Below are 16,155 nucleotides of genomic sequence, written 5' to 3'. Positions count from 1 at the left end.
GTGTAATTAGACAACATTAAAAATAAATATCATGTCAAGAATTTGTGACTTAACAGGCAAAACGGCATTAAAAGGTAATAACGTTTCTCACTCGAACGCTAAAACTAAGCGTAAGTTTTACCCAAATTTGCAAACTAAACGTTTCTACATTCCTGAAGAAGACCGTTGGATTACTTTAAAAGTATCTACGTCTGCAATTAGAACAATTAACAAAAACGGAATTTCATCTGTTATTAGTACTTTTATTAAAAAAGGTTACGTTTAATAGATAATTCGCCTGTTAATTAAAGAGATTCATAAACTATTAGTCCCTAGTGATTAAAATAAAGTAAAACAATGGCTAAAAAAGGAAATAGAGTACAAGTTATCTTAGAGTGTACTGAACACAAAGAAAGCGGTCTTCCAGGAATGTCACGTTACATTACTACGAAGAATAAAAAGAACACAACTGAGCGTTTAGAGTTGAAAAAATTCAACCCAGTATTGAGAAAAGTTACTGTTCATAAAGAAATTAAATAATTCATATTTGGTTTGCGTGAGCTTACCATTTTAAAAATATAATACTATGGCAAAGAAAGCGGTAGCATCATTACAAAAAGGTGGTGGTAAAGAGTACACTAAAGTAATTATTACTAAAAGATCTGAAAAAACAGGAGCTTATACTTTCAAAGAAAGTATGATTCACAACGACAACGTTAAAGATGTTGTTGCTGCAGGTACTAAATAAGTATAAGATATTCCTTTTTTTAAATATTTTTTAAAAAAAGCTAATAAGCCGTTTTGGTATTGAAACCGAAAGGGCTTTTTTAGTATAGCGTATTTCTGTATATTTGAATGCAATAGATTAAAGAATCCTATATTTTAATAGTTTTTTTTAATAGCTTTTTATTTATTTCAAATGGGTTTATTCGATTTTTTCAAAAAGAAACAAGAAACACCAGAGGCTCAAGAGGCGTTGGACAAGGGCTTGGAGAAAACCAAAGAAGGTTTTCTCGCTAAGATAACAAAGGCGGTAGTAGGGAAATCGACTATTGATGATGATGTGCTAGATAATTTGGAGGAGGTGTTAGTTACTTCGGATGTAGGTGTAACTACGACCTTGAAGATTGTCGAACGTATTCAAGATCGTGTAGCTAAGGATAAGTATTTAGGGACTGATGAACTTAATCGATTATTAAAAGAAGAGATTCAAGCATTATTATCTGAAAATAATAGTAATGATTTTGAAAGTTTCGAGTACGGCAATCATAAACCATATGTTATCATGGTCGTCGGCGTCAATGGCGTCGGTAAGACCACAACAATTGGTAAGCTAGCCCACCAACTCAAAGCTGCAGGCAATAAAGTGGTATTGGGAGCTGCCGATACTTTTAGAGCTGCTGCTGTAGAGCAAATAAAGTTATGGGGAGAAAGAGTCGGTGTGCGTGTGGTAGCACAAGCAATGGGTTCTGATCCTGCTTCTGTAGCTTTTGATACGATAAAATCTGCCGTTTCTAATGGTGATGATGTGGTAATTATTGACACCGCAGGACGTTTACATAATAAAGTAGGTTTGATGAATGAGCTTGGCAAAATCAAAAATGTCATGCAAAAAGTCGTTCCTGGTGCTCCACACGAAGTATTGTTAGTATTGGATGCTTCTACAGGCCAAAATGCCATAGAACAATGTACGCAATTTACCCAAGCAACAGATGTTAACGCGTTAGCACTTACCAAATTAGACGGTACGGCCAAAGGTGGTGTTGTGATCGGTATCTCTGATCAATTCCGTATACCAGTAAAATATATAGGTGTTGGTGAAAAAATAGGAGATTTACAATTGTTCAACAAAAAGGACTTTGTAGATAGTATATTTAAATAGAATCGAATTCGGATGAATTCATATATATTTTAAAGGTGAATTTTATTCTAATAGAATTTCATCTTTATCTTTTAATAGCAGAATAGGGTATTAAGTGCTTTAAACTAACTGCTGTTATTCTCAATTTTCAATAATGAAAACAAAACAAACAAAAATCATAACTCCTATAAGTAAACCCCGTGTAAATGTGGTGACTTTAGGATGTTCCAAAAATATTCACGATTCGGAAGTTTTGATGGGCCAATTGAAAGGGAATCAATTCGATGTTGTTCATGAATCTAATAATATACAGGCCAATGACATTGTTGTTATTAATACCTGTGGTTTTATTGATAATGCGAAACAAGAATCAATAGATACAATTTTACAGTTTTCGGAGCTTAAGGATCAAGGTAAAGTAAATAAAGTTATTGTCACAGGATGTCTTTCGGAGCGTTACAAACCGGAATTGCAATCTGAAATTCCTAATGTTGATGCTTTTTTTGGAACAAATGATTTGCCTGAATTATTGTCAACTATAGGGGCTAATTATCGCCACGAATTATTAGGCGAGCGTTTATTGACGACACCATCGCATTTCTCTTATTTCAAAATAGCTGAAGGATGTAATCGTCCTTGTTCTTTCTGTGCTATCCCTTTGATGCGTGGAAATCACGTGTCTAAATCTATTGAAGATCTAGTAAAGGAAGCTAAGTTTTTAGCATCAAATGGTACCAAAGAACTTATCCTAATAGCTCAAGATTTAACATATTATGGATTAGACATATATGGTAAACGTAACCTTTCAGACTTATTGCGTCACCTTTCTGATGTCAATGGTATTGAATGGATTCGTCTTCAATATGCCTATCCTTCGGGTTTTCCGATGGATATATTGGATGTGATGAATGAGCGTAGTAATATCTGTAATTATCTAGATATGCCTTTGCAACATATTACGGACAGTATGTTGACGTCTATGCGTAGAGGTACTTCAAAGCAGAAACAAATTGATCTCGTAAATAAAATTCGTGATAAAGTACCAAATATTGCATTGCGTACCACATTGATCTGTGGCTATCCAGGAGAAACAGAACAAGATTTTCAAGAGATGTATGACTGGGTTGAAGAAACACGCTTTGACCGTTTGGGCTGTTTTACCTATTCTCATGAAGAGAAAACTCATGCACATACGCTTGTAGATGATGTACCTGAAGAAGTTAAACAGGAACGTGTAGAAGCTATTATGGAAGTGCAGCAGGGGATATCATACGATATCAATCAAACGAAAGTAGGTCAGGAGTTTAAAGTTCTTGTGGATCGCGTTGATGGGGATTATTTTATTGGCCGTACGGAGTACGATTCTCCAGAGGTTGATAATGAAGTCGTATTGAATGCTAAAGATAATTATGCACGTATTGGTGATTTTGTAAAAGTAAAAATTGACCGTGCCGAAGATTTCGATTTATATGGATCTATTGTAAAATAGATTGTATTTTATATAACCAAAAAAGGGAGCCTTTAAAGCTCCCTTTTTTGGTTATAAATATTTCTTGAAGATCGAATATAGAATCTTTAATTCCTGATCATTAAGATTAGCACTATTCGCATTGTTTTGAATGTAATGGTGCTTAAATCCTTTGATAGCGGCGTCTAGATTTTTTACATCATATCCTATGATACGTAACGCTAATTTAACATCAAAATTTGCTGGAGGAGTTTCTAAATATTCATCATACCAATAACCAAATCCAGATTGAGCAAGTTTTTTCCACGGGAAACGGGAAGGATCATTTTTGCGCGTAGGAGCATAATCCATATGTCCTATAAAGTTTGCTTGAGGAATTTTGTAAGTATCTTTTAAAGTCGTCAAAAGTGCTATTAAGGCATTTATTTGGGCATCGCTCCATGGATCTGTTGTACCATTGTTGTCCAATTCTATACCGATAGATGAGGAATTTAGATCGGTATCATTTCCCCATTTTCCAGCACCCGCATGATGACCACGAAATAAATCATTTACCATTTGTACGATTTTTCCATCTCTACCGATAACATAGTGCGAGCTTACTCCAGCTTTCGCCGAATGGAATGTTTTTACCGTTTGCGCAAGAGAATCCTGTGCTGTATGGTGGATCATCACATAATTTGGTTTGCGTATCCCAAAATTGATAGATGCTATCCACTCTTTGTCGTTGCTATTGATTTTTGCTAATTGACTTTCTACAGGAGCCTCCTTGTATAAGTCTGCATATTCAGTAGCTTTCTTTTTGTACACTTTTTCTGTAGCGTCATATTTTCCTGATTTACAAGATGCAAATAGTGCTACGGCTATAAGTAGGGGGATATAAAGAGTTCTTTTCATTTTTGTTTAACTAAATGTTGCTGCAAATTAACATATAAATTATAATTTCTGTGTAAATCTATTGCATCAATCTGCTAAGTTATTATAAGAAAGAAAATTTGCCGTATCTTTGTGCCGTGGGATTACAAACAAAAATAATAGATATCAGAAGTCTTTCGTTAGATCAGTTGAAAGCAAATTTAGTAGAAATGGGTGAGCAGGGGTTTCGTGCTAAACAAATTTACGAATGGCTTTGGCAAAAATCGGCTACCGATTTTGATCAAATGAGTAATTTAAGTAAAGAGCTTCGTGAAAAGCTAAAGCAGTTCTTTACCATTAATTATGTCCAAGTAAAGCAATCTCAAATTAGTTCCGATAGAACAATAAAGAGCAGCTTTGTTTTGTATGATGGTAATATAATCGAAGGTGTATTAATTCCTACGCCAGAGCGTATGACCGCTTGTGTAAGCTCGCAAGTGGGCTGTAGTTTGACCTGTAAGTTTTGTGCTACAGGATATATGGATCGTAAGCGTAATCTTAATGCCGATGAAATATATGACCAAGTAGTCTTGATAGATAAGCAAGCTAAAGATAAATATGGTATTCCTTTGAGCAATATTGTATATATGGGCATGGGTGAACCATTGCTGAATTATGCCAATATGATGAAGTCTATTGAGCGTATTACCTCGCCCGATGGTCTAAATATGGCTGCAAAGCGAATTACAGTGTCTACGGCAGGTATTGCAAAAATGATTAAAAAATTGGGTGATGATGAGGTGAGATTTAATTTGGCACTATCACTGCATGCCGCTAATGACAAGAAACGTAATGAAATAATGCCTATCAATGAGCAAAATTCGTTACAAGCATTAGCTGAAGCATTGCGTTATTATTATTCCAAAACAAAAAACCCTGTTACCTACGAATATATCGTCTTTAATAATGTAAATGACGAAATTCAAGACGCACGTGAATTAGCTCAATTTTGTAAACATGTCCCATGTAAAGTAAATATTATTGAATATAATCCTATTTCTTTGGCTGATTTTGTAAATGCTGAGGCGGATAAAATTGATGCTTTTGCCAACTATTTGAAAAGTCAAGGTATCATTACTAATGTACGTCGCAGTAGAGGTAAAGATATTGATGCTGCCTGTGGACAATTAGCAATTAAAGAAGAGTCTGCATAATAATTTGGTATATTTAATATACCAAATTATTATGCATGCACATAAAATCGTCGTTTCAAAGTTTTATCCATCTGTTTTTGCCCAACACCTGTTGTGCTTGTGATAAAGCTTTGTTTGCTAACGAAGATGTCCTTTGTTTGGCCTGCTTATATCATCTTCCCCTGACGGATTTTCACCGCGATAAGCGGAATGAAAGCGCACAGCAACTTTGGGGGAAATTGGATTTCGAATTTGCTACTTCTATGCTTTACCTCAGTAAAGCATCCCATGCGGAGCGGCTATTACATAAATTAAAATTTAATGGATTTCCAGAAATTGGCGTGTACTTAGGAAATATGTATGGTAAACAACTCATAGATTTACACCAAGAATTACCTTTTGATTATATCATTCCGATACCTTTACATCCATCCAAATTACGAAAAAGAGGTTATAATCAATCAGAATGTTTTGCTAATGGATTATCTAATGGATTGAAGGTTCGTTTGTTGAATAATTATTTGATACGAATGATCAATTCGGATAGTCAAATCACTAAAGCTCGTGTAGAACGGTATGAAAATGTAGAAATGGTGTTTGGACTTTCTAAAAATGTAATTTCCTTAAAAGATAAACACATCTTGTTGGTAGATGATGTACTTACTACCGGAGCTACATTGTCCGTGGCAGGCAATATATTGAAGGATATAGGTGCCAAGGTAAGTATAGTTACATTAGCTCGGGCTTAAGATATTATCTTCTTTTCGATGCCTTAGTTGGACTTGGGCATCCACAATCTTTTTTGAAGACACCGCACGATTCTAATGTCAAACACGTAGTAAGACAAATCATTATAGCTATAAGATATTTTTTCTTTATCATTTCTTTACTCTTTTATATATCAATATGAACGAAAAGGTAGCCATACCCACGCCTACGATATCAGCAAATACATCCCAAGGATCAGCAGATCTTGTATTAGTAAGATACATTTGAGCCAGTTCAGTCATTACAGCAAATACGGCTGTTGTAGGAATTACTTTTAAGATGATGATCCATTTGTTGGCTGTACGATTAGATTTCATGCTTGCTTCCCAATAAAGCAATGTAGCCTGCACAAAGAAAATGCCTAAATGTACCATTTTGTCTATTCCGGGGAACATTGGTATACTATTATAACTATTAGAAGGTAATAACAAGAATAAACAAATAATAGCGCCCCAAAGTATCGCCCAAATATAATTAATAAAGTAATTCACATCTCAAATGTCGCATTATTTCATTAATTATCAATGTATTAAATCCTAAGTTTTAAGAAATGAAAATTATTTCGCTGATAATCAGAAAGTTACTGTGTTTTTTTAAGAATTTTAGTACTATGTATTGCAAAGTACTATCTAAAGGATATATCTTTGTATTATTATGATAGCTGAAAATACACAAACCCAAATGAGAAAAGGTATACTTGAATACTGTATACTTTCTATTATTTCTAGGGGTGAAATTTATGCTTCGGACATTATAGCTGAATTAAAAAAAGCTGAATTGTTGATTGTAGAGGGCACGCTGTACCCTCTATTGACGAGGCTGAAAAATAATGGACTATTGAGTTATAGCTGGAAAGAATCTACATCAGGCCCTCCTAGGAAGTATTATGAAGTTACCGCTGAAGGGCAGGAGGTATTAAGTAGACTGGATGTTACTTGGAAGGAACTTTTATATGCTGTAGAGGTTTCTATAGCTGGCAGATTTAATAATTAAGCACTATAAAACGAAAGATAATGAATAAGACCATAATTATAAATATTAATAGTATCGTATTTCATATTGAAGAAGATGCTTATGAAACACTAAGAAGTTATATGATTGAAATAAAAAGACATTTCAGTCAATCTGCTGATAGTGGGGAGATATTATTGGATATTGAAAATCGTGTAGCAGAGATGTTTACTGAGCGTATTCAGCAAGGAAAGAAAGAGGTTATTGCTGCACAAGATGTCGAAATCGTAATTGCTCAGATGGGTAGAGTTAGCGATTTTGAAGATATAGCCGATGGACCTTATGTGAACGAGAATAAAGAAGAACCTTCTCGTTTAGCTTATGAAAAGAAGCTGATGCGTAATGGGGATGATAAAGTATTAGGAGGCGTTTGTAGTGGCTTAGGTTATTATTTTGGCATACAAACCAAATGGGTACGTATATTATTTGTTTTGTTCTTTATTTTCGGAGGATCTGGTGTTTTATTATATATCGTCTTATGGATTGTAATGCCTATTGCTACTAGTAGAGCGGATAGAATGGCGATGCGTGGTGAAGAGCCAAATCTGCAGAATTTTAAAAAGAATTACGAAGAGGAGCTGGAACATTATAAAGAAGATTTGTCTAATGAAAATGGACAGCAATCCAAAGGTAGCCAATCTGTAAGCAATGGAATTGCTACAATTTTTAGTATTATAGGTAAAGGTTTTGTGTTTATGTTATTGATCTTCTCGGGAATGACAATTTTTGGGATGTTGATTACTTTAATAGGGTTTGGTTCGGCCATTATTGGTCTACAAAATCAAATGGCTTTCCCAGGATTAGATGTATTGCCACAAGAACAGGCTTTTTTAGCTTTATTTGCCGGCGTACTTGCTATTACAATCCCATTTTTAGCGCTTTTTCATGTACTTATTCGTATTCTTTTTAAGACCAAGCCAATGAATAATTATTTGTCCCTAAGCTTATGGGCTGGTTGGATTGCTTCTGTTTTATTGGTTGTGTTCTTCGCTTTATTAGGAGCAAGAGAATTTAAGGAAGATAGTACCATTAAAATTGATAAGCCTTTAGTTAAGCAGGATATTTATTATTTTTCCGAAAAGGATATTAGAGTAATAGAAGCTTCAACATTAGACAATGGACAGAAGAAATATAAAATTCAAGTAGATGGTGAAGAACTTTCTGCTTATCTAAAAAGTGATATCAACATTAGATTCGAATATTTGAATGAAGGGGAAGCACCTTATATTCAGTATAATTATTATGCTAAAGGAAAAACATATCAAGCCGCAACCAAAAGAGCGTCAGATATCAATTATATCGCTATACAGGATAATGGGAAAATTACCTTTGATAGTCATTTCTCTTTAGGTGAATCTAATGATTTTAGAGATCAGTCGGTGACGGCAGTAGTTTATTTGCCTATTGGTGCTATAATTGTGATTGATCAATCATTGCGTTATAAAGTCAGAGGGTTTGATTATTATGCTTGTCAAAATTCCTATAGTAATGATAACGTAAAAAGTACGGAATGGGTTATGATGAAGACTGGCCTTACGTGTGCTCCTGATTTCTATCCGTTAACAGACATAGATAGTAGTCTTGATATGGATACCGCAGAGCGTGAACTGGAGAGAGCAGGGGAAGAAATTGAACGCAAAGCAAAGGAAATGGAACGAAAAATTGAAAGAGCTGCAGAAGCTATTGAGCGAAAGGCGGAGAAATTGGACCCCACAGCTACCAATTCTTCTAACTAAGTGTCTATTAGAATAGGAAGATAACAACAACCATTACTTAAAATATTTATGAAAAGAATATTATTAATTCTTTGCGCAATATATTGTGCGGGGATAGCTATGGCCAATCAGCAACACTTAATCAGAGGAAAAGTTGTTAATGAAAAAAATGAAGTCGTAAGCAATGCCTCTGTGTATTTACTGACTGCTACTGCTAAAGGGATATTAAAAACAACAGTAACTAATGAGGTAGGTGAATATTCATTCTTGGATTACCCTGAAGGTACGATGGTAGTCGAGGTTAGTGCAATAGGCTATGCCAAGTATATGTCCGTAGAATTTGAAGGAAAAGGGAACACGATTTTGCTGCCAACTGTTGTTTTAAATACCAAACAACAAGAGATAGATGCTGTATCTATAGTAGGCCAATTACCAACCATACAAAGTAAAAATGGTATGCTCGTGATGAATGTAGAGAATTCTACTATAAGCGCGGGCAATAATGCACTTGAAGTATTGAAAAGAGCACCTGGCGTAAATGTTGACAAGGATGATAATATCAGCTTGATGGGGCAACAGGGGGTTAGTGTTACGATTGATGGTAGACAGACATATATGACAGGTGATCAGTTAGCATCGCTATTGAAAAGTACGGATGGAAGTCAGATTAAAAGTATTGAACTGTCTACTACACGTTCTGCAAAAAATGATGCTGAAGGAGCGGCTGGTGTCATTAATATCGTAATGAAGAAGAATAAAATAGAAGGCTTCAATGGTACTTTTATGGCTTCCGGTGCAATCGCTAAAAAGACAAGAGGGAATACTTATTTAAATTTGAACTATAGAAAAGATAATACAACCTTATTTACAAATTACTCGTATAATAACAATACGCGAGAAAATGATTTAAGACTGGAGCGTACAATCCCAGGAGTGGATGGTAATACTGTTTTTGATCAAACATCGGTAAGTAAATATTCTGACGTTAGTCATAATTATAAAATAGGAATAGAGCAAAAAACATCGGATCGTAATACATTTATGGTTCAGTTTAGTGGTATCAATAATCCGGAAGATAGTTACATTACGGGGCGGACTTTGATGGGGCCAAATTTTGGTCAAGTGGATTCTATTTTAGATGCTAAAACGGCTACCATGGAGCATTTCAACCGTTATTCGTTTAATGCCAATAATGAATTTAAAATCGATACTACAGGACGAAAATTAACAGCTGACTTAGATTATAGTTTTTTCAATACTAAAGCAAATACTAATTATGATTACTATACTTTATTGCCTGATCTAAGCAGTAAATATGATCCTGAATTTGAAAAAAATTATACTTCAGTTGATATTCGCATTTTAGCCGCAAAGCTGGATTATACACAAAGTCTTTGGAAAGGAATAATGGAAGCAGGTTTGAAGTATAGCAATGTACAGTCTGATAATGCATTAGATTTTAGTGAACTCATAAACAATAATTGGGTCAATGATGCTAAACGTTCCAATACATTCAATTATGTAGAACAAATTGCTGCTGGATATTTAGATTATGCTAAGGATATCAATAAATGGGCAATAAAAGCCGGCCTTAGAGCGGAATATACTGTTTCTGATGGCCACTCTATAACAGAAAGTAAAAGAGTAAAAAGAGATTATTTAGATTTATTTCCTTCAGCAGCATTAAGTTATAATATGAATGAAAATCATGTGTTATCACTTTCTTATGCACGTAAGGTTACAAGACCAAATTATCGTTATTTGAATCCTTTTGAATATTATATCGATAAGAGAACTTATAACAAAGGTAATCCTTATTTGAATCCGCAGTATACCGATGGCTTCTCTTTAAACTATACACTATACAAGATGTTCAATATTGCCTTAGGACATGATATTACTAAAGATGCTATCGTCGAAAGCTTAGGTCAAGACAATGAATTAAAAACGACTTGGGTGATTAGAGAAAATTTGGGCGAACAGTCAACCAGTTATTTGAACCTTACTATACCTGTGCGTATAGGTAAAATATGGTCCATGTATAATAATATTACAGGAGTATATATGCATTTCAAAGGTCCTATTGCGGGGTCGGTAGTAAATCAAGGTTCTGCTTTTGTGCAAGGTAACTCTAATAGTACATTTAAGCTGACAAAACAATGGAATGCTGAAATGTCTGTTCGTTACAATTCTAAATTTATTTACAACGTGTACGAAATTCAGCAACGTGTAAATGTAGATCTTGGGGCTAGTTATAATTTCAAGGATCAACGTAGCTCCCTAAAATTAGCAGTAACGGATATTTTCCATTCTGACCACAATAATGTGTTTACTAGTTTTAACCAATTTAACTCTAGAATCTATCAATACTATGATTCACAATCTGTACGCCTAACATTCAATTATAAGTTTGGTAACTTAAAACAAACGATAAAGCGTTCAGATAATGCTAGTGATGAAAAACAAAGAGCATTATAATATATTTTATAAAACCTTTTGTTGAAGTTTATATGACCGCCAGCTTATAATTAGCTAGCGGTTTTTTGTTTAATTTTGTCCTATGAAAATAAAAAGTATATCAGTTTTCTGTGCTTCAAGTTTAGGCTTTGATACAATTTGGGGGAAAGAAGCTAGACAAGTGGGTGCATACTTAGCTAATCGTGGCATTACTCTTGTCTATGGTGGTGGTCGTGTAGGTCTGATGGGGGAAGTTGCTAATGGTGCTCTTGACAATAAAGGGCAGGTGATAGGTGTGATTCCTCATTTTCTAAATAGTAAAGAAGTCGGACATACCGGAGTCACGGAGCTGATCACTGTAGAGACAATGCATGAGCGCAAATTGAAGATGAGCGAATTGTGTGAAGGAATTATTGCTATGCCTGGTGGTTTTGGAACGATGGAAGAGCTTTTTGAAATGATTACTTGGGCGCAATTGGGATTACATAAAAAACCTGTAGGTATTCTAAATACAAATGGTTTTTATGATCACCTCCTAAAATTTATTCTTCAGATGGTGGATACAGGGCTGTTGAAAATAGAAAATAAAAATATGTTGTTGGTTGCAAATACAATTGAAGAGTTGCTGGAAAAAATGGAGAATTATAAAGCTCCAAATGTTCCTAAGTGGTTGAATATAGAAAATAGTTAATATGCCTATAGCAGCAAATTTTAGCTCTCAATTGACAGTTAATTGGGAGATTTATTTTTCGCAGTGTTATCCTAATGGAGCACTCAAAATACCGGAGTTATCTAATTTACTCCAATTGACAGCAGCAGCTCATGCAGATATGGGCAGTGTGGGATTTGCCGATCTTGCAGACTATGATCAGTCTTGGGTGATGAATAGAATGCGTATTGAAATTGATAAACTTCCTGTTTGGTCAAATAATATTGAAATTAATACCTGGGTAGAAGAACTGAAAGGCGTTAAATCTGTCCGTGACTTTGAGGTAATTCATCAAGGGAAAAAATACATAGGTGTATCTTCCTTATGGGCTATATTTAATATGAAAACACGTAGACCTGATAGTCTTAAAATTGACACCTCCCACGTGGAACGTTACCCCGACAGACACGCCACTAATTTTCCAAATCGCAAGCTTTCATCAGATTTTGTCGTTACGGAATCTTATGATTATACCGTGCAGTTTTCAGATTTAGATATCGTTAGGCATGCTAATAATGTCAAATACCTCGAGTGGTGTCTCAATCATGTAAATGTAGATCTTATTCTAAATAATAGAATCAAAGCAATAGATTTAAATTTTATTAAAGAATTGGCATTAGAGGACAAAATAATTATTGCTAAAGGTATAGATGAAAATAGGATATTCTTTAAAATCCTTAAGGATGATGTCGTTTGTTTTGTTTGTGAATTTGAAATAGCTTAGGGATAAGTCATTATATTTTTGTATTTTACAGTCTAAAACACTAAAATATGAAAAGATATATGTTTTTGGTTGCGATAGCAGCGTGTTTAGGAACATCTAGTTTGAAAGCACAATCTATAGAGAGATTATGGGAAGTGAAGGATAATCTTCCAACACCGGAGTCTGTGCTCTTTCATGCCAAAAATGGAATGCTATATGTTTCTCTGATTGATGGTGGAGCGAGTGATAAAGATGGTAAAGGAGGAATTGCGATTCTAAATACAGATGGTTCTACAAAAGATGCGAGTTGGATTACGGGTTTAAATGCCCCTAAAGGATTAGCAATTTTTAATGACCTATTATATATAGCAGATATATCATCTATCATAGTAGTAGATATTGTTTCTGGAAATATTGTCGATGAAATCAGTATTCCTGGATCTACATTTTTGAATGATGTCACCGTAGATGATAGAGGAATTGTGTATGTATCCGATACAAGAGATGGTAAGATTTATCAAGTACAGAATGGAAGCTCCTCATTGTACTTAGAGAATGCCCCAAATGTGAATGGTTTAAAATTTGATAAAGGGAAGCTTTTGGCACTAGTAGGAACAGAACTGTGGGCTATAGATGCGAATAAACAAATAAAAGTAATCGCTAAAGGTTTTGAAAAAGGTGGCGATGGCCTAGAACCAATTGGTAATGGGGATTATTTGGTTACGTGTTGGCCTGGTATTGTATATTATGTTAATGCCGATGGTAGTATTGTCAAAATGAAAGATGTGCAAGGGGTAATGAATACCGCAGATTTGGGCTATAATCCTAAAACTAAAATAATGTATATTCCTACTTTTAGTAATAACAGCGTGATTGCTTATCAACTAAAATAAAACAAAAAAAGGTGCCTAGGCACCTTTTTTTGTTTTATAAATAGAACGTTTAGTACATTTGTTCTATAAAATTTTAGTCTTATGCACATCGAAGAATTGTACACTATTTATAAACAATATCCTTCCATATCTACGGATACACGTAATATTATAAAAGATAGTATTTTTTTCGCCTTAAAAGGAGCTAATTTCAATGGTAATTATTTTGCTGATCAGGCTTTAGCCAATGGTGCAGCGTATGTTGTTATTGATGAAGTAGCCTTCAAAAAAGGAGATCAATATATTCTTGTAGATGATGTATTGACTGCCTTGCAAGACTTAGCACAATACCATCGTAAGCAATTGCAGATCCCAGTTATTGGTATAACAGGCACTAACGGGAAGACCACTTCTAAGGAATTGTTATATGCTGTATTATCTCAACATTTTAAAACATTTGCTACAAAAGGAAATCTGAATAACCATATCGGGGTTCCATTATCTTTACTTGCTATAGATCGTAGCTATGAAATAGCAATAATTGAGATGGGGGCAAATCACTTTGGCGAAATAGCTTTTCTTTCTAATATCTCCCAACCGACACATGGATTGATAACGAATGTCGGTAAAGCGCATCTTGAAGGATTTGGCTCCTTTGAGGGCGTAAAGAAGACCAAAGGTGAGTTGTATGATTATCTGCAAGATCATAATGGAATATTATTTCTTCAAGGAGATAATAATCATCTAGTAGAAATGGCAGCCCAACGATCTATTGATACTGTTATTCGCTATGGATTTAGTGACTTTAATGATGTAATAGGGAAGTTAATAATTGCAAACCCATATTTATCTATTGCTTGGCAGCAAAAGGGGCAGCAGCTTCCTTATGAAGTTCCGACAAACCTAACAGGTTCTTATAATACGGAGAATTTTTTAGCCGCAATTGCGGTTGGTTTACATTTTGGTCTTAATGCAGAGGAGATCAATAATGGTATCATTAGTTATGTTCCTCAAAATAATAGATCACAGATCACAAAAACCGAAAGAAATACTGTAGTTGCTGATTTTTATAATGCTAATGCCAGTAGTATGGCGGCGGCCTTGGACAATATGGAGGTCTTGACAGCAAATAATAAGGTTGTTATTTTAGGTGATATGTTCGAAATGGGGGAAGAAGCGTATGAAGAGCACAAAAATATCATTCAGAAGGCTGTAAAATTAGGCTTTAATAAACTCATATTTGTGGGCAAGGAGTTTTATAAGCAAAAATCGGATAAAGCTGAATTTTATAAGACTACTGAAGAAGCTAAGGCTGCGGTTATAGATTTGTCAGATAGTTTTGTATTGTTAAAGGCATCAAGAGGTATGGCTTTTGAAAATTTAATCGCTCTATTATAGATTGTCAATATAAATTATAAAGGAGGTTGTATTTATACAACCTCCTCTTTTTCTTCAACACTTGGTAATGATAAATTGAACCTTACTGATATTATCCGGATAATAAAAACTAATGATGCGCTTATAAAAGCATTCAATCCTGTGTCCACTTCGAAATAGTTTAATATTACAAATAATAGGGCTCCCGCCAAACAGGCTGATGCATATATCTCCTTGCGTAGAATAAGTGGTGTCTCATTGACTAATACATCGCGTATTACTCCACCCATTGCTGCAGAAAACATCCCCAGCATAATGGCTGCAATATCACTGCTCCCATAATCTAATGATTTTAATGTTCCTACTACTGTAAAAAATCCGATTCCTATCGCATCGAATAAAGTTAATGTCTTCGCTAATGTATATAATTGTTTGTTGGCTACTATAGAAATTAAAACACCAACGAAAATAGCAATCAGATAATTGCCATCCTCGACCCATAGCGGTCGTATATTAAGGAATACATCGCGTAATGAACCTCCACCTATAGCAGTAACGAAGGCCATAAATGTGGCACCGAAGATATCAATACCTTTTCGATGTCCGGCCATTGCTCCAGAAATCGCGAATACTCCTGTTCCTAATAAATCTATTGCGTAAATAAAGTTCATAATATGTTATTCCTAAACAATTATAGTGATTGTTAGGCAAAAATGATAATTAACTACTGTTTAAACGTTATTCCATCATATCTTACTATAATTAAGAGTAGCGATAATTGCATATACAATCATTTTATCCGTCATCGTATCAACAACTTAGCTACTATTTCAGAAAATAAGGAATAAAACACTTGGAAGTAGGATATATTTTGTGCTATCTTTGCACCACTCCGCAAGGGAGGAACGGTTGGTAACAACCTTGAAAAAGTAGAGTAGAAGATGTTTAAGCATAGAAATATGCGAAAAACAAAACAAAAAAATCTTCAAATAAAATTTGGAGATTAGAATAAATTTTCTACCTTTGCAGTCCCGACGGAAACGAAGGGAAAACAAAAAACGATAAGTACAGCAGTAATGCTCGAAATATAAGCAGAAGCGCGATGCGGATGCGAAGAAAGTTCTTTAAGAAAATGATCATGTAGCGTAATGAGTAGTTGAGAAACGAAAGTTACAATTTAACTTTAA

The 16,155-nt window shown here is 34.6% G+C and carries 17 protein-coding genes; 14 read left to right on the top strand and 3 right to left on the bottom strand.

Going from position 1 to position 16,155, the window contains the following annotated elements; all coding sequences use genetic code 11:
* Positions 1 to 31 precede the first annotated feature (31 nt).
* From rpmB to rimO, 5 genes are all read left to right on the top strand, one after another.
* Positions 32 to 265, top strand: coding sequence for a 50S ribosomal protein L28 (rpmB, locus tag IP023_RS10820; RefSeq protein ID WP_241790296.1), 234 nt, complete (start codon positions 32 to 34; stop codon positions 263 to 265).
* Between the two features lie 71 nt (positions 266 to 336).
* Positions 337 to 519, top strand: a complete 183-nt coding sequence (rpmG, locus tag IP023_RS10815; RefSeq protein ID WP_002998409.1) for a 50S ribosomal protein L33 — start codon at positions 337 to 339, stop codon at positions 517 to 519.
* Between the two features lie 46 nt (positions 520 to 565).
* Positions 566 to 727, top strand: a complete 162-nt coding sequence (locus IP023_RS10810; RefSeq protein WP_241790295.1) for a DUF4295 domain-containing protein — start codon at positions 566 to 568, stop codon at positions 725 to 727.
* Between the two features lie 171 nt (positions 728 to 898).
* The gene (ftsY, locus tag IP023_RS10805; protein WP_241790294.1) at positions 899 to 1,861 is read left to right on the top strand and encodes a signal recognition particle-docking protein FtsY; all 963 of its coding nucleotides are present in this window, start codon (positions 899 to 901) and stop codon (positions 1,859 to 1,861) included.
* 133 nt (positions 1,862 to 1,994) lie between these two features.
* The gene (gene rimO / locus IP023_RS10800; protein ID WP_241790293.1) at positions 1,995 to 3,329 is read left to right on the top strand and encodes a 30S ribosomal protein S12 methylthiotransferase RimO; all 1,335 of its coding nucleotides are present in this window, start codon (positions 1,995 to 1,997) and stop codon (positions 3,327 to 3,329) included.
* Between the two features lie 51 nt (positions 3,330 to 3,380).
* Here the strand turns inward: rimO and IP023_RS10795 are convergent, their stop codons facing one another.
* Positions 3,381 to 4,205, bottom strand: coding sequence for an N-acetylmuramoyl-L-alanine amidase (locus tag IP023_RS10795; RefSeq protein WP_241790292.1), 825 nt, complete (start codon positions 4,203 to 4,205; stop codon positions 3,381 to 3,383).
* A 116-nt stretch (positions 4,206 to 4,321) separates the two neighbouring features.
* Between IP023_RS10795 and rlmN the strand changes: the two genes are divergently transcribed.
* A complete protein-coding gene (gene rlmN / locus IP023_RS10790; protein WP_241790291.1) occupies positions 4,322 to 5,377 on the top strand; it encodes a 23S rRNA (adenine(2503)-C(2))-methyltransferase RlmN in 1,056 nt (351 codons plus the stop codon).
* Between the two features lie 110 nt (positions 5,378 to 5,487).
* Positions 5,488 to 6,105, top strand: coding sequence for a ComF family protein (locus IP023_RS10785; protein ID WP_241790290.1), 618 nt, complete (start codon positions 5,488 to 5,490; stop codon positions 6,103 to 6,105).
* A gap of 129 nt (positions 6,106 to 6,234) precedes the next feature.
* Here IP023_RS10785 and IP023_RS10780 read toward each other — a convergent pair whose 3' ends face one another.
* Positions 6,235 to 6,615: a VanZ family protein gene (locus IP023_RS10780; protein WP_241790289.1), complete on the bottom strand. Its 381-nt coding sequence runs from the start codon at positions 6,613 to 6,615 to the stop codon at positions 6,235 to 6,237.
* A 163-nt stretch (positions 6,616 to 6,778) separates the two neighbouring features.
* Between IP023_RS10780 and IP023_RS10775 the strand changes: the two genes are divergently transcribed.
* The 7 genes from IP023_RS10775 to IP023_RS10745 all read left to right on the top strand — a co-directional run bounded on the left by IP023_RS10775 (position 6,779) and on the right by IP023_RS10745 (position 14,989).
* Positions 6,779 to 7,117, top strand: coding sequence for a PadR family transcriptional regulator (locus IP023_RS10775; RefSeq protein ID WP_241790288.1), 339 nt, complete (start codon positions 6,779 to 6,781; stop codon positions 7,115 to 7,117).
* 20 nt (positions 7,118 to 7,137) lie between these two features.
* Positions 7,138 to 8,871 carry a PspC domain-containing protein gene (locus IP023_RS10770; RefSeq protein WP_241790287.1) on the top strand — a complete coding sequence of 578 codons (1,734 nt, stop codon included), beginning with the start codon at positions 7,138 to 7,140 and terminating at the stop codon, positions 8,869 to 8,871.
* A 48-nt stretch (positions 8,872 to 8,919) separates the two neighbouring features.
* On the top strand, positions 8,920 to 11,328 hold the full coding sequence (locus IP023_RS10765; RefSeq protein ID WP_241790286.1) for a TonB-dependent receptor: 2,409 nt from the start codon (positions 8,920 to 8,922) through the stop codon (positions 11,326 to 11,328).
* An 82-nt stretch (positions 11,329 to 11,410) separates the two neighbouring features.
* The gene (locus IP023_RS10760; protein ID WP_241790285.1) at positions 11,411 to 11,998 is read left to right on the top strand and encodes an LOG family protein; all 588 of its coding nucleotides are present in this window, start codon (positions 11,411 to 11,413) and stop codon (positions 11,996 to 11,998) included.
* 1 nt (position 11,999) lies between these two features.
* On the top strand, positions 12,000 to 12,740 hold the full coding sequence (locus IP023_RS10755; RefSeq protein WP_241790284.1) for an acyl-[acyl-carrier-protein] thioesterase: 741 nt from the start codon (positions 12,000 to 12,002) through the stop codon (positions 12,738 to 12,740).
* Positions 12,741 to 12,787: 47 nt separating this feature from the next.
* Positions 12,788 to 13,612, top strand: coding sequence for an SMP-30/gluconolactonase/LRE family protein (locus tag IP023_RS10750; RefSeq protein ID WP_241790283.1), 825 nt, complete (start codon positions 12,788 to 12,790; stop codon positions 13,610 to 13,612).
* 81 nt (positions 13,613 to 13,693) lie between these two features.
* Positions 13,694 to 14,989: a UDP-N-acetylmuramoyl-tripeptide--D-alanyl-D-alanine ligase gene (locus tag IP023_RS10745; RefSeq protein WP_241790282.1), complete on the top strand. Its 1,296-nt coding sequence runs from the start codon at positions 13,694 to 13,696 to the stop codon at positions 14,987 to 14,989.
* 32 nt (positions 14,990 to 15,021) lie between these two features.
* On the opposite strand, the gene IP023_RS10740 is transcribed toward IP023_RS10745, so the two are convergent.
* Positions 15,022 to 15,639 carry a trimeric intracellular cation channel family protein gene (locus IP023_RS10740; RefSeq protein WP_241790281.1) on the bottom strand — a complete coding sequence of 206 codons (618 nt, stop codon included), beginning with the start codon at positions 15,637 to 15,639 and terminating at the stop codon, positions 15,022 to 15,024.
* Between the last annotated feature and the right edge of the window lie 516 nt (positions 15,640 to 16,155).

The sequence above is a fragment of the Sphingobacterium rhinopitheci genome, assembly GCF_022627575.1.
GTDB lineage: Bacteria > Bacteroidota > Bacteroidia > Sphingobacteriales > Sphingobacteriaceae > Sphingobacterium > Sphingobacterium rhinopitheci.
This window is presented reverse-complemented; position numbering and strand designations above follow the sequence as displayed.